Here is a 21,238-nt window from a genome sequence, read left to right as displayed (position 1 = left end):
TTGCGAGAGACCGAGGCGATGAGCGAGCCCCATGACGTGACCCCCGCCCCGGCGGATGGCGCGCAGACCGCACCGAAGACCCTGTCGCCGGCGGCGCAGCGCGCGCTGGCCGAGGCGCAGGCCAGACGGGCCGAGATCGATGCGCGCGCGGCCGATGTCGCCAGCCGCAAGGAGATCGACGGGCGCGGCGGGCTCGAGCCGGTGCGCTACAATGACTGGGAGGTGAAGGGCCTGACCAGCGACTTCTGATCGCTCTCGCCTCCGCGGCTCCACTCCGCTTGACTTGTATTGGATTTGTATCTTTCATGGTGGCTCCTCAGCCGGGGCCGCCGCGTGATCCGCTATCAGGACATCGCCCGAAGTCTGGAACGCGGCCTCGCGGCGGGCGGCGACACGTCCCGCGCGATCCCCTCCGAGCATGAGCTCTGCGAGCGCTACGGCGCCAGCCGCACCACCATCCGCGCGGCGCTGAAGCAGCTGCAGGATCAGGGCCTGATCGAGCGCCGGCAGGGGCGGGGCACCTTCTACCGTCCGCGGCACATCGCCAAGAATCTCGGCAGCATCGTCGATTTTCACACCGAGGCGCGGATGGCGGGGCGCGTGCCGACCACGCGCGTGATCGCGCTCGTCGCGCGGCCCGCCGCCGCGGAGGAAGCGGCGCTGTTCGGGCCGGCCGCGGCCGACGGCCTCGTCGAACTGACCCGCCTGCGCTGCCTCGACGATCAACCGGCGGTTCTGCAGCGTTCGCGCGTCGGGCTCGTGACGCTGGGTGAAACCACGGCCGCCGATCTCGAGAATGCCTCGCTCTATCGCTATCTCGCCGAATGCCGCGGCGTGCAGGTCGCTACCGTCGAGGAAACCCTGGAGCCTTGGTCCGTCAGCGCCGAGGAGGCCGAGCCGCTGGCGATCGCGCCGGGCACGGCGGTGTTCCGTTCCCAGCGCGTGGCGCGGGACGCGACCGGTGCGGTGGTCGAGGTCAGCGACAACCTGATCCGCGGCGACATCTACCGCTTCACGATCCATCGCGACGTCACGGACTCGGCCCCGGGAGCCACCGTATGAGCGTCGTCCTCGCCTGCGATCTCGGCGGCACCAGCTTCCGCGCCGCGCTGATCGACGAGACCGGCGTGACCCGCGCGCAGGCGATGATCCTCGGCCCGACCGCGATCGACCGCATGGGCTGGTCGGAGATCGACGCGACCGCCTGGTGGCGCATCCTCGTCGAGGCGGCCGGACAGCTCGCCGAGGCCGAGCCCGCCTTGTTCGACGCAATCGAGGCCGTCGCGATCTGCGGTGTCACCCGCACGCAGGTCTTCCTCGGTCGCGACGGGCGCCAGCTGCGCCCGGCCATGACCTGGAAGGATACGCGCTCGGAGGCTGCCGCGGGGCGGTTGCGCGCGCGGCTGGGCGAGCACCCCGAGGCGCAGCGCATCAACGCCTTCCATCCGCTGGCGCGCCTCGCCTGGCTGCGGGAGGAGGAAGAGGCCTGCTTCCGCGCGCTCGCCTGCGTGCTCGAGCCCAAGGACTATCTGAACGCCCGCCTCACCGGCCGCCAAGCCGGCGACCCCGTCTCGATGGCGCGGCTGCTGGCCTCCCGCGAAGCCGTCGACGGCGTCGATCCCTTCGCCGCGATCGGGCTTGCCGCCGGCATCCTGCCGCCCATGCTGGAGCCCTGCGAGACGGTCGGGCCGGTGCAGCCGGGCCTGCCCGCGCCGCTCGATCGGTTGGCCGGCGTACCCGTGTTCTGTTCGTCGAGCGACACCTGGGTCGCGGTGGCGGGCCTCGGCGCGCTGCGGCCGGGCTATGCCTACAATATTTCGGGCACCACGGAGGTGCTGGGCGCCGTCGGTCTGGAGCCGGTCGAGGCCGAGGGCCTGCTGACGGTCGACTGGCGCGGCCTCTGGCAGATCGGCGGGCCGAGCCAGAACGGGGCCGACACGGTGTCCTGGCTGCTTTCGCTGTTGGCGCGGGAAGGCGCTGACCAGGGCTCGACCGGCCAGCGCATCGACGCGCTGCTGACCGGGCGCCGGCATCCGCAGCCGCTCATCTTCCTGCCCTATCTCCAGGGCGAGCGCGTGCCCTACTGGAATCCCGCCCTGCGCGGGGCGATCCTCGGGCTCGGCCGCCAGCATGGCGCGACCGACCTCGCCTATGCGGTGCTGGAGGGCGTCGCCTTCCTGAACCGGATCGTGCTGGAGCGGGCCGAGGCCGCGCTGGGGGCGCCCGTCGGCGAAATCCGTTTCGGTGGCGGCGCGGCGGCCAATCCGGTCTGGAGCCAGATCAAGGCGGATATCTGCGGGCGGCCCGTGGTGGTCGGTGCTTCGAAAGAGCCGGGCCTGCTCGGTGCCGCGATCGTCGCCTGGACCGGACTCGGGCGCTTCACCTCGCTGGCGGAGGCCCAGGAGGCGCTGGTGCGGCCGGCGCGACGCTTCACGCCGGAACCGGAGCGGAGACCGGCCTATGACGCGCTGTTTTCGCTCTACCGGCGCAGCGAAGCGGCGCTCGCCCCCCTCTCCGCCGACCTCGCCACGCTCTCGCGCAGCGCCGGCGCCCTGCCCGGCATCCACGCCGCGCCCCTGACCGCCAGCAAGGACTGACCGCCCATGAAGACCCTCGTCCAGACCGATTTCGGCCGCGACCATCTCCTCATCGGCTGCGTCCACACGCTCGCCCTGCCGGGAACGCCGCTCTACGACCGTGCCGGCGGCATGCGGAAGATCGTGAAGCAGGCGAAGGAGGAGGCGAAGATCCTCGAGGAGGCCGGCTTCCACGCGCTGCTCTACACCAATGAATCCGACATGCCCTATGAGGGCACCATGCCGATCGAGGTCGTCGCCGCGATGACCGAGGTGATCGCCGAATGCCAGGCGCAGACGACCTTGCCGCACGGCGTCAACATGCTGATCGACCCGCCGGCCTCGATCGCGGTCGCCCATGCGACGGGCGGGCGCTTCGTGCGCGCCTTCCTCACCGGCGGGCTCGTCGGCGACATTGGCATGATGACGCCGGACGGTGCGAGGGCGCTTCGCCTGCGCGCCAATCTCGGGGCCGAGAACATCCGCATCATCTGCAACGTCACGCCGGGCTTCTCGATCAACCTCGACAACCGCCCCGTCGAGCAGAAGGCCTCGGGCGCGGTCTTCATCGGGCTCGCCGACATCGTCTGCGTCGGTGGCCCGGCCGCCGGCAAGGAGGCCGACATCGCGGTGATCGAGAGCGTCGCCCGTCAGGTGCCCGATACGCCTGTCGCGGTCGGCACCGGCGTGGCGGAGGAGAACATCGCGCGGCTGGCCGAGGTCGCCGAGCTGTTCATCGTCGGCACCTCGATCAAATACGACCGTCAGACGCTGAACCCGGTCGAGCCGCGCCGCGCCCAGGCGCTGGTGCGCGCCTATGAAAACCGCAAGGCGGCCTGAAGCCATGGCGGGACCGGTCACCCTCGTCACGGGCGCTTCGGGCGGCATCGGCGGCGCACTCGCTGCGATGCTGGCGCAGCAGGGCCATCGTCTGGTGCTGTCGGGGCTCGACCAGAGCGGGCTCGACGCGCTGGCCCGGGACCTTGCCGCGCAGGGCGCCAGCGTCGCGACGCTGGCCGGCGATGTCCGCGAGCGGGATCTCGCCCAGGCCTGCGTCGATCTGGCGGTCGAGCGCTTCGGCCGGCTCGATCATCTCGTGACGGGGGCGGGCGCCTCGCGCCCCGTGCCGCTGGTCGAGATGGAGGATGACGAGTGGGACAGGCTCGTCGACATCAATCTCTCGGCCGTCTTTCGCATCTCGAAGGCGGCCGCGCGCCAGATGGTCGGCCAGGGCGAAGGCGGGTCCATCGTCCACATCTCCTCGATCGCCCATGCCAATGGCGGGGCCAATCTCGCCTATGGCTCGGCGAAGGGCGGCGTCGCGACCCTCACCTACGGCATGGCCCAGCAGCTCGGCCCGCATGGCATTCGCGTGAATGCGGTGGCGCCGGGGATCATCGATACGCCTATGGTGCGCGGCGGCTTCGCGCAGCAGTTCGATGCGCTGGTTGCCGGCGCCGCTGTGCGCACGCCGCTTGGACGTTTGGGACGACCCGAGGATGTCGCTGCCGTGATCGCCTTCCTGCTTTCGCCCTCGGCGGCCTTCGTGACCGGTGCGCTGATCCCGATCACCGGCGGCATCGAGATCCTCTCGCCGATCTCGACCATCGCGAAGGGGGCCTGAGGGCATGGCCGGGCTCGATGTTCGCGAGGTGATCGGGCGCTACGGCACGGCCATCGCCGGGCTCGTGCTGGTCGTCTTCTTCCTGCTCTTCGCGCCGAATTTCGCCAGCACGATGAACATCATCAATGTGCTGAAGGATACGAGCTTCCTCGCCATCCTGGCGCTGGGCTTCGCGCTCGCCTTCACGGTGGCGGAGCTCGACCTTTCGATCGCCGAGATGGCGAGCCTGGCGGCGGTGGTCTGCGGCTGGATGGTGCATTCGCAATATCCGCCAGCGGTCGCCTTCGGGGCCGCGCTCGCGATCGGCATCGTGCTCGGCAGCCTGAACGGCTATGGCGTCACGGTGCTGCGCATCCCCTCGCTGATCATGACTCTGGGGACAGCGGCCATCGCCAAGGGGCTGGCCTTCATGATCACCCAAGGCGTCGCTTTCACCGGGCTGGCGCGCGGCTACAGCTTCGGCATCCCCAATCTCGTGCTCTGGATGACCGGCGCGACGCTCTTCGCCTGGGTCCTGGTGAAATGGACGCGCACCGGCGCGCATATGGTCGCGACCGGCGAGGCGGACGAGGCGGCGCGGCTCGCCGGCATCGCCACGGCGCGGATGAAGCGCATCGGCCTGCTGCTGGCGGGCGTCTTCGCCGGGCTGATGGCGGCGCTGCTGGCCGCGAACCTGTCCTCGGCGGCGCCCAACATGGCGGGCGACTATCTGCTCTACGCCATCGCCGCCGTGCTGCTCGGCATGACCATGTTCGAGCCCGGCAAGCCCAACATCGCCGGCACGGTGTTCGCGGCGCTGGTGCTGAAGGTGCTCGGCAACGGCTTGGTCCTGCTCGGCGCGCCCTATTACATCCAGGACATCGTGCTCGGCGTCATTATCATCGGCTCGGTCGCGTTCTCGGCCAGCGCGATGAAGAAGGCGGCCTTCAAGGTCTGAGAACCACCACAAGAACGAGGGGAGAGGTCACATGTTCGGATTGAGGAAGATGCTGCTGGCGGCGGCCGCGATGGTCGCGCTGGGTTCGCAGGCGCAGGCCTTCGAGGTCGGGATCATCGGCTTCCAGTTCTCGTCGGAGACGCATGCCCGCGTCGCAAACGCCGCCGCCGCCGCCGCCAAGGCGAAAGGCTGGGGCGTGACACTGCTGAACTCGGAGGGCGCGCTGCCCAAGCATGCCGAGCAGTTCGACGCGCTGATCGCCAAGAAGGTCGACGCCATCATCATCGCCATGGGCAAGCCGGTCGAGGCCGACGCCCAGTTCAAGGCGGCCAAGGACGCGAAGATCCCCGTCGTCACCGTGCAGTCGGGGTCGAGCCCGCATGCGCTCTTCGACATCCAGACCAACGAGTACAAGGTCGGCGCGGATGCCGCGCTCTACCTGCTCGGTCAGCTCGGCTACCAGGGCAACATCGTCACCGCCCGCTTCGACCTCAACGTCGCCTCGCGCATCCGCGGCCGCATCCTCGATGCGGTGCTGGCCGAGAACCAGGCGGTGAAGGAACTCGGCAAGTTCTCGATGGCGCGCACCCAGAGCTGGCGCGACGACGTCCGGGCCGGCATGCAGGCGCTGCTGCTGCAGAACCAGGGCAAGATCAACGGCATCTGGGCCTCCTTCGACGGGCAGGCCTACATCATCGATGATCTGCTGCAGGCGCAGGGCGTCAAGAAGGGCCAGATCCCGCTCGTCTCGGTCGATGGCGGCAAGGAAACCTATGCCCGCATCGCCGACCCCGCCTCGACCTTCCTCGCGACCGTCGCCATTCCCTTCGAGGCGATGGGCAAGCAGGCGGTCGACGCGATCCAGACCATCGTCGTCGAGAAGAAGCCGAAGGAGACCGTCACCAGCGGGCCCTATCTCTTCACGGACGCCGTGCTGGTCGACAAGACGAACGTGCAGCAGTTCCTGAAGTGAAGCCCTGCGCGTCATGCTCGGGCGAAGACCCGAGCATCTCGGAAACCAGCGCCTTCCCGGCATGAGATTCTCGGGTCGGAGCTTCGCTCCGCCCGAGAATGACGCCGCGTGGCCCCGTAGCCGGACGGACAGAGCATGACCGATCCCACCCCCCTTCTCTCGCTGCGCGGCATCGGCAAAGCCTACGGCCCGGTCGTCGCCGTGCGCGAGGTCGATCTCGATATCTTTCCCGGCGAGGTCGTCGCGATCTGCGGCGATAACGGCGCCGGCAAGTCGAGCCTGATCAAGGTGATTTCGGGCGCCGAAGAGCCGAGTTCGGGGTCGATCAGCATGCGCGGCCAGCCGGTGGCCTTCGGCTCGCCGCATGACGCGCTGGAGCATGGCGTCGCCACGATCTACCAGGATCTGGCGCTCGCGCCGCGGCTCTCCATCGCCCAGAACGTGTTCATGGGCTCGGAGCTGACCCGGCCCCTGCTGCTGCCCTTCCTGCGCGTGCTCGACAAGAAGCGCATGATCGCCGAATCGCAGCGCTATCTCTCGCAGCTGTCGGCGGCGGTGACGGACATGACCCGCCCCGTGGAGCGGCTCTCCGGCGGCCAGCGCCAGGCGGTCGCGATCTCGCGCGCCCTGCGCTGGAATGCCGAGATCATCATCATGGACGAGCCGACGGCGGCGCTCGGCGTCAAGGAAAGCGCGCTGGTGCTCGACCTGATCCGCAAGCTCAAGGCCGACGGGCGCACCGTCATCCTGATCAGCCACAACATGCGCGACGTGGTGGCACTCGCCGACCGGGTGGTGATCATGGGCGCGGGCCGCAAATATGTCGACCAACCCATCGGCGATCTCAAGGCTGACGACATCGCCCATCTGATCATGGCCGGCAACGCGAAGGCGGCGTGAGCCGATGCGCGAAGCCGTCCTCATCGACACGGACCCCGGCCAGGACGACGCCGTCGCGCTGCTGCTCGCCTTCGCGTCGCGCGACCGGCTCGATCTGCGCGCCATCACCACGGTCGCCGGCAATGTCCCGGTGGCGCAGACCACCGCCAACGCCCTGCGCATCCGCGATCTCGCCGGGGCGGAGGCGGCGGCCGTCCCCGTCCATGCCGGCACTGAGGGGCCGCTGCTGTTCCCTCTGGAGACGGCGGAATTCGTCTGCGGGCCGGATGGGCTCGCCGGGGCCGACCTGCCTCCGCCGGCGCGCGAAGCCAGCCCCGGTCACGCCGTCGAGGCGATCATCGCGCTCTGCCGCGCCGCGCCCGCAGACGGCATCACGCTCTGCCCGCTCGGGCCGCTGACCAATCTGGCGCTCGCGGTCCGGCTGGCGCCGGACATCCTGCCCAAGGTGAAGCGTATCGTGCTGATGGGCGGGGCGTTGGGGCTCGGCAACATGACGCCGGCGGCCGAGTTCAACGTTCATGTGGATCCTCACGCCGCTGCGATCGTCTTCGGTTGCGGCCGGCCGATCGTGATGATGGGGCTCGGCGTCACGCTGCAGGCGATCGCCAGCCATGAGCAGGTCGCGCGGATCGGCGCGCTCGGCACGGCAACAGGCAGGGCGATCCACGGCATGCTGACTCGCCCGCGCCCGGGCGGGCTCGGCACGGCCGGGCATCCGATGCACGACCCCTGCGTCATCGCCTTCCTGCTCTGGCCGGAGCTGTTCGCGGGGCGCGATTGTTTCGTCGAGATCGAGACCGGCGCAGGCTCCCTGCGCGGCCGCACGACGATCGACTGGAACGGCCGGCTGAAGCGCGAAACCAATGCCCATGTCGTCGCGACCGTCGAGGCGACGACGCTGTTCGAGCGGATGATCGAACGCCTGGCCACTTTGCCCTGAGAGAACCGAGATGCCCCATCTGGTCGAGGAATTGCGCGCCGAGGCGGAGGCCGCCATCGCCGCGATGCGCGAGGCAGCGCTGGCCGCCCGCCATCTCCACGCGCGGGCCGAGTTGATGCGCCACATGCTGACGACGGCGCGCAAGGTGAAGGACAGGCCCAAGGCGGACGCCGTCGAGACCGTGGTGCGCGAATGGATGGACGCCTGGAATCTCGACCGGCACGACTGGCCGCAGCTGGCGCAGGAGATGGAGGCCTTCACCGCCGCCTTCCACGACTATGCCAACGCGCCCTCGGACACGCATGATGCGCGGCTGCGCGAGGCTTGCGCGGCGCTCGATGCGGCGCTGGCGAAGCAGGACAGCTCGATTTCGGAGCAGATGGCCTTCCGCTCGCAATGCGCTCATCGCTGGTGGGAGCTGGTGGCGCCGACGCCGGCCGATCTGCCCGGCGCCAAGCCGCGCCCCTCGATGCCGGAGCTGCGCCGCGATGCCCCGTTCTGGGAATCGGGCTGCGCCGATTTCTGCCGGTAGGGCCTCTCAGCCGGGCAGGAAGGCGATGCGGCCGTCTCCGTCCTGTACCGTTTCGATCGGCACGCCGTACAGCTGTTCCAGCCGCTCGGGCGTGAGCAGATCCGCAGCTGCCCCGCTGGCGATGGCCTGTCCGTCGCGGATCATCATGACGCGGTCGGCATGGCGCAGCGCCTGGTTGGGATCATGCGTCGTGAACAGCACGCCGAGCCCTTCCGCCGCCAGCCGGCGGATCTCCTGCATCACCCGGCCCTGATTGCCGAAATCGAGGCTGGCGGTCGGTTCGTCGAGCACGACATAGGCCGGCTCTTGCGCGAGCGCACGGGCGATGAGCACGAGCTGGCGCTCGCCGCCGGAAATCTCCGTATAGGGCCGCTGCGCCAGCCGGGCGATGCCGAGGCGCTCCAGCATGGCCGCAGTGACCGCATGGTCGCGGGGCGAGGGCGCCGCGAAGAGCCCGGCATGGGCGCTGCGGCCCATCAGCACCACGGTCTCGATGGTGAAGGCGAAGGTGCCGGCATGGGCCTGCGGGACATAACCGAGCGCCCGCGCCCGTTCCGGCGGCGAGAGCGCGGCGAGGGGGCGGTCGTCCAGCAGCAGCGTCCCGCCGCGGGCCGGCAGCAGCCCGAGCAGGGTCTTCAGCAGCGTGGTCTTGCCGCTGCCATTGGGGCCGAGCAGGGCCAGAACCTCGCCGCGGGCAAGCGACAAGGCGATGTCGCGGCCGATGATGCGCTCGTGATAGCCGTAGACCAGATCGAAGGCGGCGAGGCTCACGACCAGCCTCCGCGGGCCGAGGCGAGCAGCCAGATGAAGAAAGGCGTGCCGATCACGGCGGTGAGGATGCCGAGCGGCGTCTCGACCGGGCCGGCCGTGCGCGCCAACGTGTCGATGACGAGCAGATAGCCGCCGCCGAGCACGGCCGCCGTCGGCAGCAGACGGCTGAAGTCCGGGCCGACGAGGAAGCGGGCGAGGTGGGGCACGACGAGCCCGACCCAGCCGATGATGCCGGCGGCTGCGACGCTCGCTGCCGTGACCAGCGTCGCGGCGGCGACGATGGCGAGGCGCAAGGGCCCCGTGCGCAGGCCGAGCGCGCGCGCCTCCTCCTCCGGCAGCGACATCGCGTTCATGCGCCAGCGCAACGCGATCAGCACCGCCGAGCCCGCCAGGACCGGGCCGAGCAGCGGCACGAGATCGCTGCGGTCCGTGCCAGCGAGGCTGCCGAGCAGCCAGAAGGTCATGGCCGGCAGCTGGTTGTAGGGGTCGGCCCAGTATTTGATCAGCCCGATGCCGGCGCCGAGAAGCGAGCCGATGACGACCCCGGTCAGGACGAGGACGAGGACCGGGTCGCCGCGCCGGATCGTCGAGCCGACCGCATAAACGGCCCCCACCGCCAGCAGCCCACCGGCGAAGGCGGCGAGCTGGATCGCGAAGAGCCCGAGCGAGAGATAGATGCCGAGGACCGCTCCCAGTGCAGCCCCCGAGGAGGCGCCGAGGATGTCCGGCGAGACCAGCGGGTTGCGGAACAGGCCCTGGAAGGCGGTGCCCGCCACCGCCAGCGCGGCGCCGCAGAGCAGCGCGGCCAGCACGCGCGGGCCGCGGATGTTCCAGATCACCGTCTCGACCTGCGGCGACAGGCCGGAAGGCTGGCTGCTCAGGCCCGCCCAGAGGATGCGCGCGAGATCGCCGGGAGCGACCGGGAAGCGCCCGACCCCGAAGGCGAGCAGGATGGCGAGGCCGAGCAGGGTGAGCGCGATGGCGTTGCCGCGCAGGAGCGAGGGGCGCATCGGGTCAGGGCCGCCCTGACGGTGTCATGGCGCTCACCCCCGCCCCGCGAGGATGCGGTCGAGCTGCGGCTCGCTCGGCGTGACCTGATAGAACAGCGTGTGGAAGTCGCGCGCGATGGCCCGGATGTCTTCCGGGAAAGCTTGCGGATAGAGCAGCTTCGCCAGCCACCAGAGCCCGACCATGCGGTTGACCGAGGGCGGGAAATCGACCCAGCCGAAGGGGATCTTGGGCGAGAGATGGACGCGGCCGGCCTTCACCGCCCGGACACCGGCCCAGGCAGGATCGCGGCGCACACTTTCCGAGAAGGCGAGGTCGATGGTGACGATCACCTCCGGATCCCAGGCCAGGATCTGTTCGAGCGAGACCTGCGCCAGCCCGCTGCCCGGCTGGTCGGCGACGTTGCGGGCGCCGAGGAAGGAGAGCGTCTCGACATTGATCGAGCCGCCCAGCCCCGTCTCGAGGCCGCGCGGCCCACGGGCGTAGTAGACGGAGGGACGCTGGTCCGCAGGAATGCCGGCGATGCGGCCGCGGATCGTCGTCATTGCCGTCTCGCACCAGGTTGCGAGCGTCTCGGCGCGTTCGCTGCGGCCGGTCAGCCGGCCGAGGATGCGATAGCTCTCGGGAATCGCGCTGAAACGCCCGTCGAGCAGCGCATAGGGGATGCCGGTCTGGCCCTGCACCCGCTCGGCGAGTTCGACATAGGTGCGCCCCGTGGAGCCGGCATCGACGATCAAATCGGGCTTGAGCTGGAGCACGGCTTCGAGATTGGCGCTGTTGCCGCGCCCGGTGATGCGGCCGATCTCGGGCCGGTCGCCGATGCCGGGCAGCAGGAATTCCCGCTCCTCGGGGCGGTTGGCGCGGGGCCAGCCCAGCAGCAGATCGGGCGCGAGCGTGTAGAGCTGGATCGCGGCGGGCGGCCCGGCGGGAAAGACACGCGTGACCGTGGCGGGCACGGCGACGTCGCGGCCCGCACCGTCGCGCACGCTCGCCGCCTGAGCTGCGCGGGGCCACGCCGCGAGGGCGGCGAGGCCGGTCAGCAGGGCGCGGCGGTCAGGACGGGGCATGGCCGGGCTCCGTTGGCGGGCTGTGCCGGCAGCGATGCGGCTTGATGTCGAGCAGCGGCGTGCCGTCGAGGCAGTCGAGCCCGCGCACCAGCAGCGCGCCGTCCTCGACGCCGAGCAGCCGCACCCGCGAAAGCGCGATCGGATTGGGCCGAACGGGCGAGCGCAGCGCGAAGGTGCCAAGAGGTGCGCCGCCGCGCGGCGTCTGGGTGACGAGGTCGCGCCGGGCCTGATGCATCCAGTAGAGCAGGTCGAGCCAGGCGAAGTCTTCGATCCCGGCGAGCGCGGCGCGCCAGGGTTCGTCGATCTCGGCGCGGCAAACCGGGCCGGCTTCGGCGTCGCCCTGGCGCGGGCACTGGTCGCGGGTCGCGAAGGGCGTTCGCAGGCGGCCGATGAAAACGAGATGCGCATCCTGCCGGTCGGGCAGGTTTGCGCTGGTCTCGCCCGGTCGCGTCGCCTGCCAGTCCATGGGGGTCTCCGGTCAACCGCCTTCGCGCGGGAGCGTCGGCGCGGTGAAGCCGTGCCGGGCCAGGATCGCCTGCCCCTCCTGCGCGAGGATGAACATGGCGAGGCGTCCCGCATTTGGCGAGGCCCCGTTCATCAGGGTCAGGCCGTAATCCGCCCCGACCGCGAGCTCCGGCGGGAGCTTCACCATGCGGATCCCCGGCTGCTCCTTCGCGATCGGCGCCGCATTGGTGCAATAGGCGAGGAAGATGTCGGCCGCGCCGCTGGCGAGGTTGTGACCGTAGACGTTGAGGCCGTCCGGCGCCGGGGCGCTGCCGGGCCCGCCGGTCAGCTGCAGCGCCTTGGCCTCCAGCGCCGCCCGGGAGCCGGGTTTCACCGCCTCGGCCCGCGCGAAGACCTGGAAGGCATAGTCGCCGGAGGGGTCGGCGCGCGGCGTCGAGGTGCCGAGCTTGAGGCCCGTGTCCAGCATGCGCTCCAGCAGCGTCTCCGGCGTCGCGGCGACGCCGGGACGGACGAAGGCGCAGAGTTCGTTGCGGGCGAAGAGCACAACCGGGCCGCTGCGCCCCTCCTTCGCCAGAGTGCGGGGGTTGCCGAGATCGGCGGAGGCGAAGACCTCCGCCGCCTCGCCCTTGGCGATGCGCTCGCGCAGCAGGCCCGAAGCGCCGAAGGCCGGCTTCACGGGAAGCCCGCTCTGCGCGGTGAAGGCCTGCGTCACCTCCGTGAGCGCGGCCCGCAGGCTGCCCGCCGCATGCAGGAGAACCGGCTCCTGCGCGCGAACAGGCGACGTCGCGAGACCGGCCATCAGCACGAGGCCTGCGATGAACGAGCCGCGCATGGGGTCACGCGCCCGCCTGCGTCGCGTTCGGGAAGAAGAGCTGCTGCCCCTCGATCTTGTAGTCGGCGATCGCCTTCTGACCCTCGGGGCCGACCAGCCAGTTCACGAAGGCCTGCCCGTCATTGATCTTCACATGGGGGTGCTTGGCGGGGTTCACCGCGATCACGCCGTACTGGTTGAACAGGCGGCGATCGCCCTCGACCGCGATGCCGAGGTCGCCGCGGTTCTTGAAGGAGATCCAGGTGCCGCGGTCGGCCAGCACATAGGCGCCCATGCCGCCGGCGGTGTTGAGGGCGGCCCCCATGCCTTGGCCGATCTCGCGATACCAGGCGCCCTTCTTGGCTTCGAGATCGACGCCCGCGACCTTCCAAAGCGCGAGTTCGGCGGAATGCGTGCCGGACTTGTCGCCGCGCGAGACGAAGGGCGCGCCCTTCTCGGCGATCTTCACCAACGCGGCGGCGATGTCCTTGGTCCCGGCGATGCCGGCCGGGTCCGCCTTCGGGCCGATCAGGACGAAGTCGTTATACATCACGGGCTTGCGCTCGAGGCCGAAGCCGTCGGCGACGAATTTCTCCTCCTGCGCCCTGGCATGGACGAAGACGACATCGGCATCGCCGCGCCGGCCGGTGTCGAGCGCCTGGCCCGTGCCCTGCGAGACGACCCGGACCTCGATGCCGGTCTTCGCCTTGAACAGCGGCAGGATGTGGCCGAACAGCCCGGAATCCTGGGTCGAGGTGGTCGAGGAGACCGTGATGAAGCGTGTCCCCGCCGCGGCCGGGGCGGAAGCCGCTGGCGGCGTGGCGGTCGTGGTCTGGGCCAGCGCAAGGCCGGTCAGCGCGGCGCTGAAACCAGTGGCCAGAAGCAGGCGTCGGGTCATCGTCATGGTCGTCTCCTCGGTTGGTTTTCGGATTGGGGTCGTCACCAGATCAGGTCGCCGGCCAGAAAGGCCCGCGCCTCGGATGTGGCGGGGGCGGCGAAGAAATCGGTGGCGCAGGCGTCCTCGACCAGACGGCCGCGATGCAGGAAGAGCACGCGCGAGGCGAGCCGCCGCGCCTGGCCGAGATCATGGGTCGACATCATCACGGTGATGCCCTCCGCCACGAGGCCGGTAAGCAGCGTTTCGATCTGGCGGGTGGCGGCAGGGTCGAGCTGCGAGGTCGGCTCGTCCAGGAAGAGCAGTTCCGGGCGCAGGGCCCAGGCCCGGGCGATGGCGAGGCGCTGCTGTTCGCCGCCGGAGAGCAGCCGCGCTGCCTGATCGGCCCGGTCGGCGAGGCCGAAGCGTTCGAGCGCGGTGCGGCAGCGCTCGCGGCGCTCGGGGCCGGCGACACCCGCCGCCGCCAGCGCGTGCAGCACATTGGCCTCGACCGAGCGACGCAGCATGATCGGCTTCTGGAAGACCATGGCGTGCCTGCGGGTGCCGCCATCGGCGCCGGGTGCCCAGGCGATCTGGCCCTCGCTCGGGGTGAGCAGGCCGTGGCAGAGGCGCAGCGTCAGGGACTTGCCGGCGCCGTTGGGGCCGAGCAGCACGGTCAGCCCGCCGGCCGGCAGCCGAAAGCTGACCCCGTCGACGAGGCGACGCCCATCGCCATGGAAGACGACGGAGCGAACGTCGAGCGGCAGGATCGAGCTGCGGTCACGCATGGCGCTCATCCCGCATAGCGCGCGCCGATGCGGCTGGCGCCGAAGGCGACGGCGTTGATCGCGAGCGTGAGCGCGATCAGGACGAGGCCGAGGCCGAGCGCCAGCGGCAGGTCGCCCTTGGAAGTCTCCAGCGTGATCGTCGTCGTCATGGTGCGGGTGTAGCCGGCGATGTTGCCGCCGACGATCAGCACGGCGCCGACCTCGGCGCTGGCGCGGCCGAACCCGGCGAGCAGGGCGGTGGCGAGCGCGAAACGGCCGTCGAACAGCAGGGTCGGGATGGCGCGCAGGCCTTCGAGCCCGACCGAGCGGAGATGGTCGCGATACTCGCCCCAGAGATCCTCGACCGTCTGGCGCGTGAGGGCGATCACGATCGGCAGGACGAGCAGGACCTGCGCGATGATCATCGCCGTCGGCGTGAAGAGGAGACCCAGCGGCCCGAGCGGCCCGGAGCGCGACAGCATCAGGAAGACGATCAGCCCGGCGACGACCGGTGGCAGCCCCATCAGGGCGTTGAGCAGGACGATCACGGCAGCGCGGCCGGGAAAGCGCGCCAGAGCCAATGCGGCACCGAGCGGCAGTCCGATGAGGGCTGCGATCAGCACGGCGGTCAGCGTCACGCGCAGCGACAGCCCCACGATCGCCAGAAAGGCGGGATCGAGCCCGATCACGAGGGCGAAGGCCGCCGAGAAGATCGCCGAGAAGTCCAATGCCGCTCCTTGTTGGTTCCGGACATCTGCAAAGACTTGTCTTTGGTAGCTTTCAATGCGACCAAATGCCAATTCAGGAGGAAATGCAGGTCAGTGCATGTCTATGCAGGAACAGGCTTATCTGACGACGGAGGAGGCGGCCGGCTATCTGCGGCTGGGGGAGCGCAAGCTCTATGAGCTGGTCGCCAGCGGCGGCGTGCCCTGCACCAAGGTCAGCGGGAAGTGGCTGTTCCCGCGCGCGGCGCTCGACCGCTGGCTCGAGGCCGGGCTGGCCCGGCCGGACGGGCTGCGGCTGGCCGAGCCGCCGCCAATCATCGGCGGCAGCCAGGATTCGCTGCTGGAGGTGGCCGTGCGCGACTCGCACTGCGGGCTGGCGCTGCTGGCGGAGGGCTCGCAGGCAGGGCTCGACCGGCTGGTGCGGGGCGAGGTCTCTATCGCCGCGATCCATCTCCATGCGACGCCGGACGATGACGGCGCCAATCCCGCGGCCGTTCGGGCGGAGCCGGGGCTCCATGACGCCGTTGTGATCGGTTTCGCGCGGCGCGAGCAGGGTCTGCTGGTTGCGCCGGGCAACCCGCTCGGGCTGTCCGGCCTCGTTTCGGCCGTCGAGCGACGGGCCCGCTTCGCCCGCCGCCAGAAGGGGGCGGGCGCGCAGCTTTTGCTCGAGAGCCTGATCGCGCGGGAGGGGGTACCGGCCCCGTCGCTGACCCTCGCCGAAGGCATCTGCGCCACGGGGCAGGATCTCGCGCTCGCGATCCGGACCGGGCGCGCCGATTGCGGCATCGCCTCACGCGCCATCGCCGGTGCTTTCGGTCTCGAATTCCTCCCGCTGGTCTGGGAGCATGTCGACCTGGCGATGCGCCGGCGCAGCTATTTCGAGCCGGCGACGCAGAGGCTGCTGGCCTGGATGCGCGGGCCGGCGATGGCGGCGCGGGCGCGCGAACTCGGCGGCTACGACCTCTCGCAGAGCGGAGCCGTGAGGCTCAATCGCTGAGGTCGCGTTTCGTCAGCGCCTGCGTCAGGTCAGGGCGCCGCGCGCCGCGATCGGCCAGAGCGACTCGACATGGGCGTCCGGCGTGTGGAGCCCGCGCACACCGACATACCAGTCGTGCAGGTTCACGGTGGGGTCGCAATGACCCGGGATCAGCAGCAGCCGGTCGCCGCGATGCGGCAGCGCGATCGGGTCGCCCGTCAGCACGCCATGCTCGTCGGAAGGCTTTGTGTAGATCACGCCCTCGCGCCGGAACGGCATCGGCATGCCGGAATCGACCGAAGCGGTCTTGTGCCCGGCATCGACGACCGCGCGGTCCGGCACCGGCTTGCTCATCACGGCCGTCAGGATGAAGAGCGCGTGCTCGAAGGTGCGGAAGGGCGTGCCGTCGGCCTGGCGGTTGCGCGCGTAATCGGCGTCCATGAAGATGTAGGAGCCGGCCTGGATCTCGTTCCAGATGCCGGACTGGCTCTCGATCTCGAAGGTGCCGGTACCGGCCCCGCCGACCACGGCGCAGGCGAGGCCTGCCTGGTGCAGCCGCTCCACCGTGTTGCGGGTGCCCAGCGCGGCGCGCTCGATCGCCTCGCGGCGCTCGTCGATCGAGCGCATGTGCTGGGCGGTGCCGTGATAGGCCTGCAGGCCGCCGAAGCGCAGGGTATTGCTGCGCGCCACCGCTTCCGCCAGCCGGACCGCCGTCTCGCCGGGCGCGACGCCGCAGCGGCGGCCGCCGACATCGATCTCGACGAGCACGTCGAGCACGACATCGTGGCGGGCGGCGGCCTCGGCCGCCTCGCGGATGCCGTCGAGATGATCGACGCAGAGTCCGATCCTGGCCTGGCGGGCGAGCTTCGCCAGCCGGTCGAGCTTGGCCGCGCCCGCGACCTCGTTGCTGACGAGCACGTCGGTCACACCGCCCTCGACCAGGATCTCCGCCTCGGAGACCTTCTGGACGCACTGGCCGACCGCGCCATGGGCGATCTGGCGCAGCGCAATCTCGGGGCTCTTATGGGTCTTGGCGTGGGGCCGCAGCCGGACGCCATGTCCCTGCGTATAGGCCGCCATGGTGACGAGATTGCGCTCGAAGGCGTCGAGGTCGAGGATCAGGGCCGGCGTGTCGATCTCGACGAAACTCTGGCCGGGCTGGGCCGGCGGGGGGAGGGGCATGGGCGCTCGCGCTTTCCTGAATCGGTCGCCCGCATGGGACGCCAGCTTCTTGTCCGGAGCAAGACCCGGCCTCCCGTAGCGCTCACTGCGCCGCCGTGATAGGTCGCGCGCCATGAAGATCGGCCGCGTCACCGACGACACCTTTGCGCTGCTGCTCCGCGTCTGGCGCGAGCAGGTCCGGGCCTATCTGCCGCAGATGGCAATGATCCTCGGCCTCGTCGTGGTGATCGCGGCGACGACGAGCTTCTACCCGCTGCTGATCAAGGCGGCCTTCGATGCCTTCGCCGATCCGCTAACGGCGGAATCGACGGGTTTCGTCCGGCGGATGGAGCGGCTGGTCTCGAAATCGATCGGCTTCGAGATCGGCGTCGTCAACGCGGTCGCCGTCGTCGTCGTCATCGTCACGGCGGTGAAGGGATTTTCGCTGCTGGCCCAGACGGTGATGACCAACAGCGTCGTCAGCCGGATCGAGGCCGACATGCAGACGGCGCTCTACACCCATCTGATCCGGGCCGATCTCGCGCAGTTGCAGCGCGAGAATCCGGCCTCGCTGACCCAGCGCTTCACCACCGACTTCACCTTCGTCAAGGAGGCGCTGACAAGGCTGATCAACATCGCCGTGCGCGACGTGCTGACCGCGCTCGCCCTCGTCGGAGCAATGTTCTGGATCGACTGGCAGATGACGCTCATCGTCATGCTGGTGGCGCCGATCGTGGCGCATCCGATCGGCAAGATCGGCCGGAAGCTGCGCCGCATGGCGACCTCGCAGCAGGAGCAGACGGGCCTGATGGCGAGCCTCGTCACCGAGAGCCTGCAGGGTGCGCGCGCCGCCAAGACCGACACGCTCGAGCCCTATCTCGAGCGGCGGGCGGCGGCGGCCTTCGAGACGATCCGCTCGCTCAAGATGAAGGCGGCGAATGCGCGCGGCCGGCTCGATCCGCTGCTCGAGGTCGGCGGCGGCATGGCGGTCGCGGGCGTGCTGGCGGCGATCGGCGTGCGCATCACCAGCGGCGGCTCTACCGTGGGCGACTTCACCGGCTATGTCTCGGCGCTGCTGCTGGCGGCGCAGCCGATGCGCTCGCTCGGCAATCTCAACGCCATCGTCCAGGAGGCCGGGGCCTCGCTGAAGCGCTATTACGCGCTGCTCGACGAGAAGCCGCAGATCGTCGATCCGCCGGATGGCCAGCCGCTGCGGGTCGGCGCCGGCGAGGTTGCCTTCCAGAATCTGCGCTTCCGCTACCGCGACGACCAGCGCGCGCTGGAGGGCATCGACCTCGTCGCCGAGGGCGGCAGGACGACCGCGCTGGTGGGGCGCTCGGGCTCTGGCAAATCCACGCTGCTCGCGCTGGTGCCGCGGCTCTACGACCCGACCGAGGGTCGCATCGAGATCGACGGACAGGATCTGCGCGGGCTGACGCTGGCCTCGCTGCGAGCCCAGATCGGCGTCGTCAGCCAGGATGTCGTGCTCTTCGACGACACGGTGCGCGCCAACATCGCCTTCGGACGGCCCGGCGCCAGCGACGAGGAGATTGTCGCCGCCGCGAAGGCGGCCGCCGCGCATGATTTCATCATGGCGATGCCGGACGGCTACGATTCGTCCGTCGGCGAGCGCGGCCAGAAGCTCTCCGGCGGCGAGCGCCAGCGAATTGCCATCGCCCGTGCGATCCTGAAGGATGCGCCGATCCTGCTTCTCGACGAGGCGACGAGCGCGCTCGACGCGGAATCGGAGCGTCTCGTCCAGCAGGCGCTGGCCCGGCTGATGAAGAACCGCACCACGCTGGTCATCGCCCATCGCCTGTCGACGGTGCGCGAGGCGGATCTGATCGTCGTCATGGAAGAGGGCAGAATCGTCGAGACCGGCAGCCATGACGTGCTGCTCGCCCGCGACGGCGCCTATGCGCGGCTGCACCGGCTGCAGGTCATCGCCGACTGAGCGCCGCAGCCCTGCCTGGGCCGCTGTCATCAAACCCTCATCCGCGGCAGGGATTCTGCCGCGATGGCCGATTCGATCCAGCGTCTCCATGCCGCCGTCCTCGCGGCGCGCCACGCCGACCCCGCCCTGTCGCGGACGGCCCGGCTCGCCGGCGAGGGCCTACCGAAGATGGCCAAGAAGCTGGCCGAGGAGGCCTTCGAGGTCGGGCTCGAAGCGGTGCAGGGCGAGCGCCATCGGACGATCCAGGAAAGCGCCGACCTGCTCTACAATCTGGTCGTGCTGTGGAGCGAAATGGGCATCGCCCCCGCGGATGTCTGGCATGAGATGGATCGGCGCGAGCAGCTCTACGGCATCGCCGAGAAGCTGCCGAAGGAGCGGCGCAAGGCGCAGGCGCGCCGGATCGCGGCCGCCGCGCCGCTGCTGCGGGCGGGCGGCTGAGGGACCCGCCAGCGGCCCGGCCCCGGCAAAACTTTTGCCGCGCCGCGACATTGAGGGTTGCCAAGCGCAGGGAGAGCGGCTATTTCGCCCCCATCGGAACGACGGCGCCACGCCGCTGCCCGATACGCGCCCGTAGCTCAGCTGGATAGAGCATCAGACTACGAATCTGAGGGTCAGAGGTTCGAATCCTTTCGGGCGCGCCATTCTTTTCATGCACTTAGTTTAGACCTTGGGTCCGCTGATGGACCCGGTTTGCAAACGGTTTGCAAAATCCGTTGCCGAAGCGTTCTCAAATTTCTCCATTGCAGCTTCCGCAAGCGCGGCCGTTCGGCTCAGATACTTCTCCATGATCGTCGTTACGGTCTTGAGGGAGTGGCCGGTGATGGAGGCGATCTCTGGGACCGTACAACCGGACTCGGCAAGCATGGTGATGGCGGTGCCGCGCAGGTCGTGGAAGTGCAGGTCTAGAAGGCCGGCGGCATCGCTCGCCTCCTTCCACTGGTCCGAGAAGTGACGCTTCTTCCATGCTTTCTTGGTGACAGACGTGAGAATGACCGTTGCATCGCGCGGCATGCCGTCGAGCATCGTCCTCAGAGCCCGCGTACAAGGGATGGCCACAAGCACGTTCCCTTTCGATTGGCGGATACGAAGGACCTTGCCGTCGTAGTTGGTCCAGGCCGCCCTCAGGAGGTCGCTCAAGCGCTGCCCGGTATGAAGCGCTAGGATTAAGGCGCGCTGCATTTCCAGGGGCGCCACCGTCATGAAGGCGCGGATATGGGCCTCAAGCCAAAGGATGTCTGATCGGTCGGAGGAATAAAGCCGCTTGAAACCGAGGATGTGATTAGCCTTAAGCTTCCCGCGGTCGACTGCCCAGCTGAGCATCGCGGATATTGTCGTCAGACGGTTGTCGCCCTCACGTTTGCCAGAGGCGCGGACGATCTCGTCGCGCCATTCCAGAAGGTCCTCTTTAACACGCTGATCGTCGAGAGCCTTGACCGGCATGAAGCCGAACCGCGGCTCCGCCTTCGTCAGCATCCGCTTGTATTCCGCCTGGGTTGACGCCGCGAGTTCGGCAAACTCTACCGACCCCGTATAGGCGCGGACGAGGTCGTTGAACGTACCCTTCGCGCGTTGGATCGTGGCCTGCTGCGCCTGTGTGTAAGAGGCCAGAAACTGGGCCGTTCCGGGCTTTCCCTCGAGTTTCTCTCCAGTGGCACGGTGGTAGTGGTAAGTCCGGAAGCTCCCGTCTGCGAGGCGCTTCCGGACGGTGTTAACGCCCTTCAACTTCACGCGCACGGCGCTGCCTCCACTGATCAAGAGGACTAGCCGCTTGAGCGTTGGCTATAACGTCAGCGGCGGGCGGAGAGATGATGATGTCCCCGTCTTCCGTAATCTTCACCTGGCCGATTGCCACGCCGGCCGCGAGTACACCCGCGACAGCCCGCTTCACGTCCGCTTGTCTGAATGGGGTTTTTCTAGCCATGGCCATGATAGCCAAGGCTCTCAACGGCCAATTCGATCCGGTCAGTATTCTCGAACATCTCAAGAGCTCACAGAATAGGCATTCAGCAACAAGCCGATGCGGTTCCGTGCTCTCGAGTTCAGGCTAGGGTTTGCACATACCTAGCAAGGGAGGCGTTGGGTCGTGTCCCTGCTGGTGGTGTAGCTTCGCAGAGCCACCGCGTGCCGGCTTTGGTCGGGCTGGTCAGGCGGCCACGGCTGGCAGGCTGACGATGGGA

General features: G+C 69.5%; 23 protein-coding genes and 1 tRNA gene. 14 read left to right on the top strand and 10 right to left on the bottom strand.

Going from position 1 to position 21,238, the window contains the following annotated elements:
* The first annotated feature begins 18 nt into the window (after positions 1–18).
* The 10 genes from ACFPN9_RS21450 (at position 19) to ACFPN9_RS21405 (ending at position 8,482) form a co-directional block, all read left to right on the top strand.
* The gene (locus ACFPN9_RS21450; protein ID WP_066718547.1) at positions 19–249 is read left to right on the top strand and encodes a DUF1674 domain-containing protein; all 231 of its coding nucleotides are present in this window, start codon (positions 19–21) and stop codon (positions 247–249) included.
* A gap of 84 nt (positions 250–333) precedes the next feature.
* Positions 334–1,062, top strand: a complete 729-nt coding sequence (locus ACFPN9_RS21445) for a GntR family transcriptional regulator (protein WP_066718555.1) — start codon at positions 334–336, stop codon at positions 1,060–1,062.
* Entirely contained in the window at positions 1,059–2,597 is a 1,539-nt protein-coding gene (locus tag ACFPN9_RS21440; RefSeq protein ID WP_066718558.1) for a xylulokinase, read from the top strand. The genes ACFPN9_RS21445 and ACFPN9_RS21440 overlap by 4 nt, the downstream gene beginning before the upstream one ends.
* A 6-nt stretch (positions 2,598–2,603) precedes the next feature.
* Complete coding sequence (locus tag ACFPN9_RS21435) at positions 2,604–3,416, top strand: BtpA/SgcQ family protein (protein WP_066718563.1); 813 nt, start codon at positions 2,604–2,606, stop codon at positions 3,414–3,416.
* Between the two features lie 4 nt (positions 3,417–3,420).
* On the top strand, positions 3,421–4,200 hold the full coding sequence (locus ACFPN9_RS21430) for an SDR family NAD(P)-dependent oxidoreductase (RefSeq protein WP_066718565.1): 780 nt from the start codon (positions 3,421–3,423) through the stop codon (positions 4,198–4,200).
* A gap of 4 nt (positions 4,201–4,204) precedes the next feature.
* Positions 4,205–5,137: an ABC transporter permease gene (locus ACFPN9_RS21425; protein ID WP_377817565.1), complete on the top strand. Its 933-nt coding sequence runs from the start codon at positions 4,205–4,207 to the stop codon at positions 5,135–5,137.
* Positions 5,138–5,168: 31 nt separating this feature from the next.
* Positions 5,169–6,110: a sugar ABC transporter substrate-binding protein gene (locus tag ACFPN9_RS21420; RefSeq protein WP_066718567.1), complete on the top strand. Its 942-nt coding sequence runs from the start codon at positions 5,169–5,171 to the stop codon at positions 6,108–6,110.
* Between the two features lie 135 nt (positions 6,111–6,245).
* The gene (locus ACFPN9_RS21415) at positions 6,246–7,010 is read left to right on the top strand and encodes an ATP-binding cassette domain-containing protein (RefSeq protein ID WP_066718569.1); all 765 of its coding nucleotides are present in this window, start codon (positions 6,246–6,248) and stop codon (positions 7,008–7,010) included.
* A 4-nt stretch (positions 7,011–7,014) separates the two neighbouring features.
* A complete protein-coding gene (locus tag ACFPN9_RS21410; protein ID WP_066718573.1) occupies positions 7,015–7,950 on the top strand; it encodes a nucleoside hydrolase in 936 nt (311 codons plus the stop codon).
* Between the two features lie 10 nt (positions 7,951–7,960).
* Positions 7,961–8,482: a hypothetical protein gene (locus ACFPN9_RS21405; RefSeq protein WP_066718576.1), complete on the top strand. Its 522-nt coding sequence runs from the start codon at positions 7,961–7,963 to the stop codon at positions 8,480–8,482.
* A 6-nt stretch (positions 8,483–8,488) separates the two neighbouring features.
* On the opposite strand, the gene ACFPN9_RS21400 is transcribed toward ACFPN9_RS21405, so the two are convergent.
* From ACFPN9_RS21400 to ACFPN9_RS21365, 8 genes are read right to left on the bottom strand one after another with little or no spacing between them, the layout of a single operon-like run.
* Positions 8,489–9,253: an ABC transporter ATP-binding protein gene (locus ACFPN9_RS21400; protein ID WP_066718579.1), complete on the bottom strand. Its 765-nt coding sequence runs from the start codon at positions 9,251–9,253 to the stop codon at positions 8,489–8,491.
* Entirely contained in the window at positions 9,250–10,263 is a 1,014-nt protein-coding gene (locus ACFPN9_RS21395) for a FecCD family ABC transporter permease (protein WP_066718581.1), read from the bottom strand. The genes ACFPN9_RS21400 and ACFPN9_RS21395 overlap by 4 nt, the downstream gene beginning before the upstream one ends.
* A 33-nt stretch (positions 10,264–10,296) precedes the next feature.
* Positions 10,297–11,328: an iron ABC transporter substrate-binding protein gene (locus ACFPN9_RS21390; protein WP_066718583.1), complete on the bottom strand. Its 1,032-nt coding sequence runs from the start codon at positions 11,326–11,328 to the stop codon at positions 10,297–10,299.
* Positions 11,315–11,794, bottom strand: coding sequence for an SAM-dependent methyltransferase (locus tag ACFPN9_RS21385; RefSeq protein WP_066718585.1), 480 nt, complete (start codon positions 11,792–11,794; stop codon positions 11,315–11,317). Before ACFPN9_RS21385 ends, ACFPN9_RS21390 begins: the two co-directional genes overlap by 14 nt.
* Before the next feature lie 12 nt (positions 11,795–11,806).
* Positions 11,807–12,625 (bottom strand): molybdate ABC transporter substrate-binding protein, encoded by an 819-nt coding sequence (locus ACFPN9_RS21380; RefSeq protein WP_066718587.1) that lies wholly within the window; start codon positions 12,623–12,625, stop codon positions 11,807–11,809.
* A 4-nt stretch (positions 12,626–12,629) separates the two neighbouring features.
* Positions 12,630–13,508 carry an ABC transporter substrate-binding protein gene (locus ACFPN9_RS21375; RefSeq protein ID WP_082734948.1) on the bottom strand — a complete coding sequence of 293 codons (879 nt, stop codon included), beginning with the start codon at positions 13,506–13,508 and terminating at the stop codon, positions 12,630–12,632.
* 35 nt (positions 13,509–13,543) lie between these two features.
* Positions 13,544–14,266 (bottom strand): ATP-binding cassette domain-containing protein, encoded by a 723-nt coding sequence (locus tag ACFPN9_RS21370; protein ID WP_066718589.1) that lies wholly within the window; start codon positions 14,264–14,266, stop codon positions 13,544–13,546.
* 5 nt (positions 14,267–14,271) lie between these two features.
* Complete coding sequence (locus ACFPN9_RS21365; protein WP_377817564.1) at positions 14,272–14,973, bottom strand: ABC transporter permease; 702 nt, start codon at positions 14,971–14,973, stop codon at positions 14,272–14,274.
* 97 nt (positions 14,974–15,070) lie between these two features.
* Here ACFPN9_RS21365 and ACFPN9_RS21360 point away from each other — a divergent pair, with 97 nt between their 5' ends.
* Positions 15,071–15,967 carry a helix-turn-helix transcriptional regulator gene (locus tag ACFPN9_RS21360; RefSeq protein ID WP_245282303.1) on the top strand — a complete coding sequence of 299 codons (897 nt, stop codon included), beginning with the start codon at positions 15,071–15,073 and terminating at the stop codon, positions 15,965–15,967.
* A gap of 24 nt (positions 15,968–15,991) precedes the next feature.
* On the opposite strand, the gene ACFPN9_RS21355 is transcribed toward ACFPN9_RS21360, so the two are convergent.
* A complete protein-coding gene (locus tag ACFPN9_RS21355; protein WP_066718593.1) occupies positions 15,992–17,128 on the bottom strand; it encodes a DSD1 family PLP-dependent enzyme in 1,137 nt (378 codons plus the stop codon).
* Between the two features lie 112 nt (positions 17,129–17,240).
* Between ACFPN9_RS21355 and ACFPN9_RS21350 the strand changes: the two genes are divergently transcribed.
* From ACFPN9_RS21350 to ACFPN9_RS21340, 3 genes are all read left to right on the top strand, one after another.
* Positions 17,241–19,061: an ABC transporter ATP-binding protein gene (locus ACFPN9_RS21350; protein ID WP_066718596.1), complete on the top strand. Its 1,821-nt coding sequence runs from the start codon at positions 17,241–17,243 to the stop codon at positions 19,059–19,061.
* Between the two features lie 63 nt (positions 19,062–19,124).
* Positions 19,125–19,499 (top strand): phosphoribosyl-ATP diphosphatase, encoded by a 375-nt coding sequence (gene hisE / locus ACFPN9_RS21345; RefSeq protein ID WP_066718598.1) that lies wholly within the window; start codon positions 19,125–19,127, stop codon positions 19,497–19,499.
* A gap of 126 nt (positions 19,500–19,625) precedes the next feature.
* Positions 19,626–19,702 (top strand) — tRNA-Arg (locus ACFPN9_RS21340).
* 19 nt (positions 19,703–19,721) lie between these two features.
* On the opposite strand, the gene ACFPN9_RS21335 is transcribed toward ACFPN9_RS21340, so the two are convergent.
* Complete coding sequence (locus tag ACFPN9_RS21335; RefSeq protein ID WP_377817563.1) at positions 19,722–20,795, bottom strand: tyrosine-type recombinase/integrase; 1,074 nt, start codon at positions 20,793–20,795, stop codon at positions 19,722–19,724.
* Positions 20,796–21,238: the final 443 nt, after the last annotated feature.

The organism is Allobosea massiliensis, from assembly GCF_042655245.1.
Lineage (GTDB): Bacteria > Pseudomonadota > Alphaproteobacteria > Rhizobiales > Beijerinckiaceae > Allobosea > Allobosea massiliensis.
Note: the sequence above shows the minus strand (reverse complement) of the source record. Positions and strands in the feature narration are given on the sequence as shown.

Excerpts from the sequence above, each read along its gene's own strand:
- ACFPN9_RS21450 (WP_066718547.1), top strand. The coding sequence starts at position 19 with ATGAGCGAGCCCCATGACGTGACCCCCGCCCCGGCGGATGGCGCGCAG.
- ACFPN9_RS21440 (WP_066718558.1), top strand. The coding sequence starts at position 1,059 with ATGAGCGTCGTCCTCGCCTGCGATCTCGGCGGCACCAGCTTCCGCGCC.
- ACFPN9_RS21435 (WP_066718563.1), top strand. The coding sequence starts at position 2,604 with ATGAAGACCCTCGTCCAGACCGATTTCGGCCGCGACCATCTCCTCATC.
- ACFPN9_RS21430 (WP_066718565.1), top strand. The coding sequence starts at position 3,421 with ATGGCGGGACCGGTCACCCTCGTCACGGGCGCTTCGGGCGGCATCGGC.
- ACFPN9_RS21425 (WP_377817565.1), top strand. The coding sequence starts at position 4,205 with ATGGCCGGGCTCGATGTTCGCGAGGTGATCGGGCGCTACGGCACGGCC.
- ACFPN9_RS21420 (WP_066718567.1), top strand. The coding sequence starts at position 5,169 with ATGTTCGGATTGAGGAAGATGCTGCTGGCGGCGGCCGCGATGGTCGCG.
- ACFPN9_RS21415 (WP_066718569.1), top strand. The coding sequence starts at position 6,246 with ATGACCGATCCCACCCCCCTTCTCTCGCTGCGCGGCATCGGCAAAGCC.
- ACFPN9_RS21410 (WP_066718573.1), top strand. The coding sequence starts at position 7,015 with ATGCGCGAAGCCGTCCTCATCGACACGGACCCCGGCCAGGACGACGCC.
- ACFPN9_RS21405 (WP_066718576.1), top strand. The coding sequence starts at position 7,961 with ATGCCCCATCTGGTCGAGGAATTGCGCGCCGAGGCGGAGGCCGCCATC.
- ACFPN9_RS21395 (WP_066718581.1), bottom strand. The coding sequence starts at position 10,263 with ATGCGCCCCTCGCTCCTGCGCGGCAACGCCATCGCGCTCACCCTGCTC.
- ACFPN9_RS21390 (WP_066718583.1), bottom strand. The coding sequence starts at position 11,328 with ATGCCCCGTCCTGACCGCCGCGCCCTGCTGACCGGCCTCGCCGCCCTC.
- ACFPN9_RS21385 (WP_066718585.1), bottom strand. The coding sequence starts at position 11,794 with ATGGACTGGCAGGCGACGCGACCGGGCGAGACCAGCGCAAACCTGCCC.
- ACFPN9_RS21380 (WP_066718587.1), bottom strand. The coding sequence starts at position 12,625 with ATGCGCGGCTCGTTCATCGCAGGCCTCGTGCTGATGGCCGGTCTCGCG.
- ACFPN9_RS21375 (WP_082734948.1), bottom strand. The coding sequence starts at position 13,508 with ATGACGATGACCCGACGCCTGCTTCTGGCCACTGGTTTCAGCGCCGCG.
- ACFPN9_RS21370 (WP_066718589.1), bottom strand. The coding sequence starts at position 14,266 with ATGCGTGACCGCAGCTCGATCCTGCCGCTCGACGTTCGCTCCGTCGTC.
- ACFPN9_RS21360 (WP_245282303.1), top strand. The coding sequence starts at position 15,071 with ATGTCTATGCAGGAACAGGCTTATCTGACGACGGAGGAGGCGGCCGGC.
- ACFPN9_RS21355 (WP_066718593.1), bottom strand. The coding sequence starts at position 17,128 with ATGCCCCTCCCCCCGCCGGCCCAGCCCGGCCAGAGTTTCGTCGAGATC.
- ACFPN9_RS21350 (WP_066718596.1), top strand. The coding sequence starts at position 17,241 with ATGAAGATCGGCCGCGTCACCGACGACACCTTTGCGCTGCTGCTCCGC.
- hisE (WP_066718598.1), top strand. The coding sequence starts at position 19,125 with ATGGCCGATTCGATCCAGCGTCTCCATGCCGCCGTCCTCGCGGCGCGC.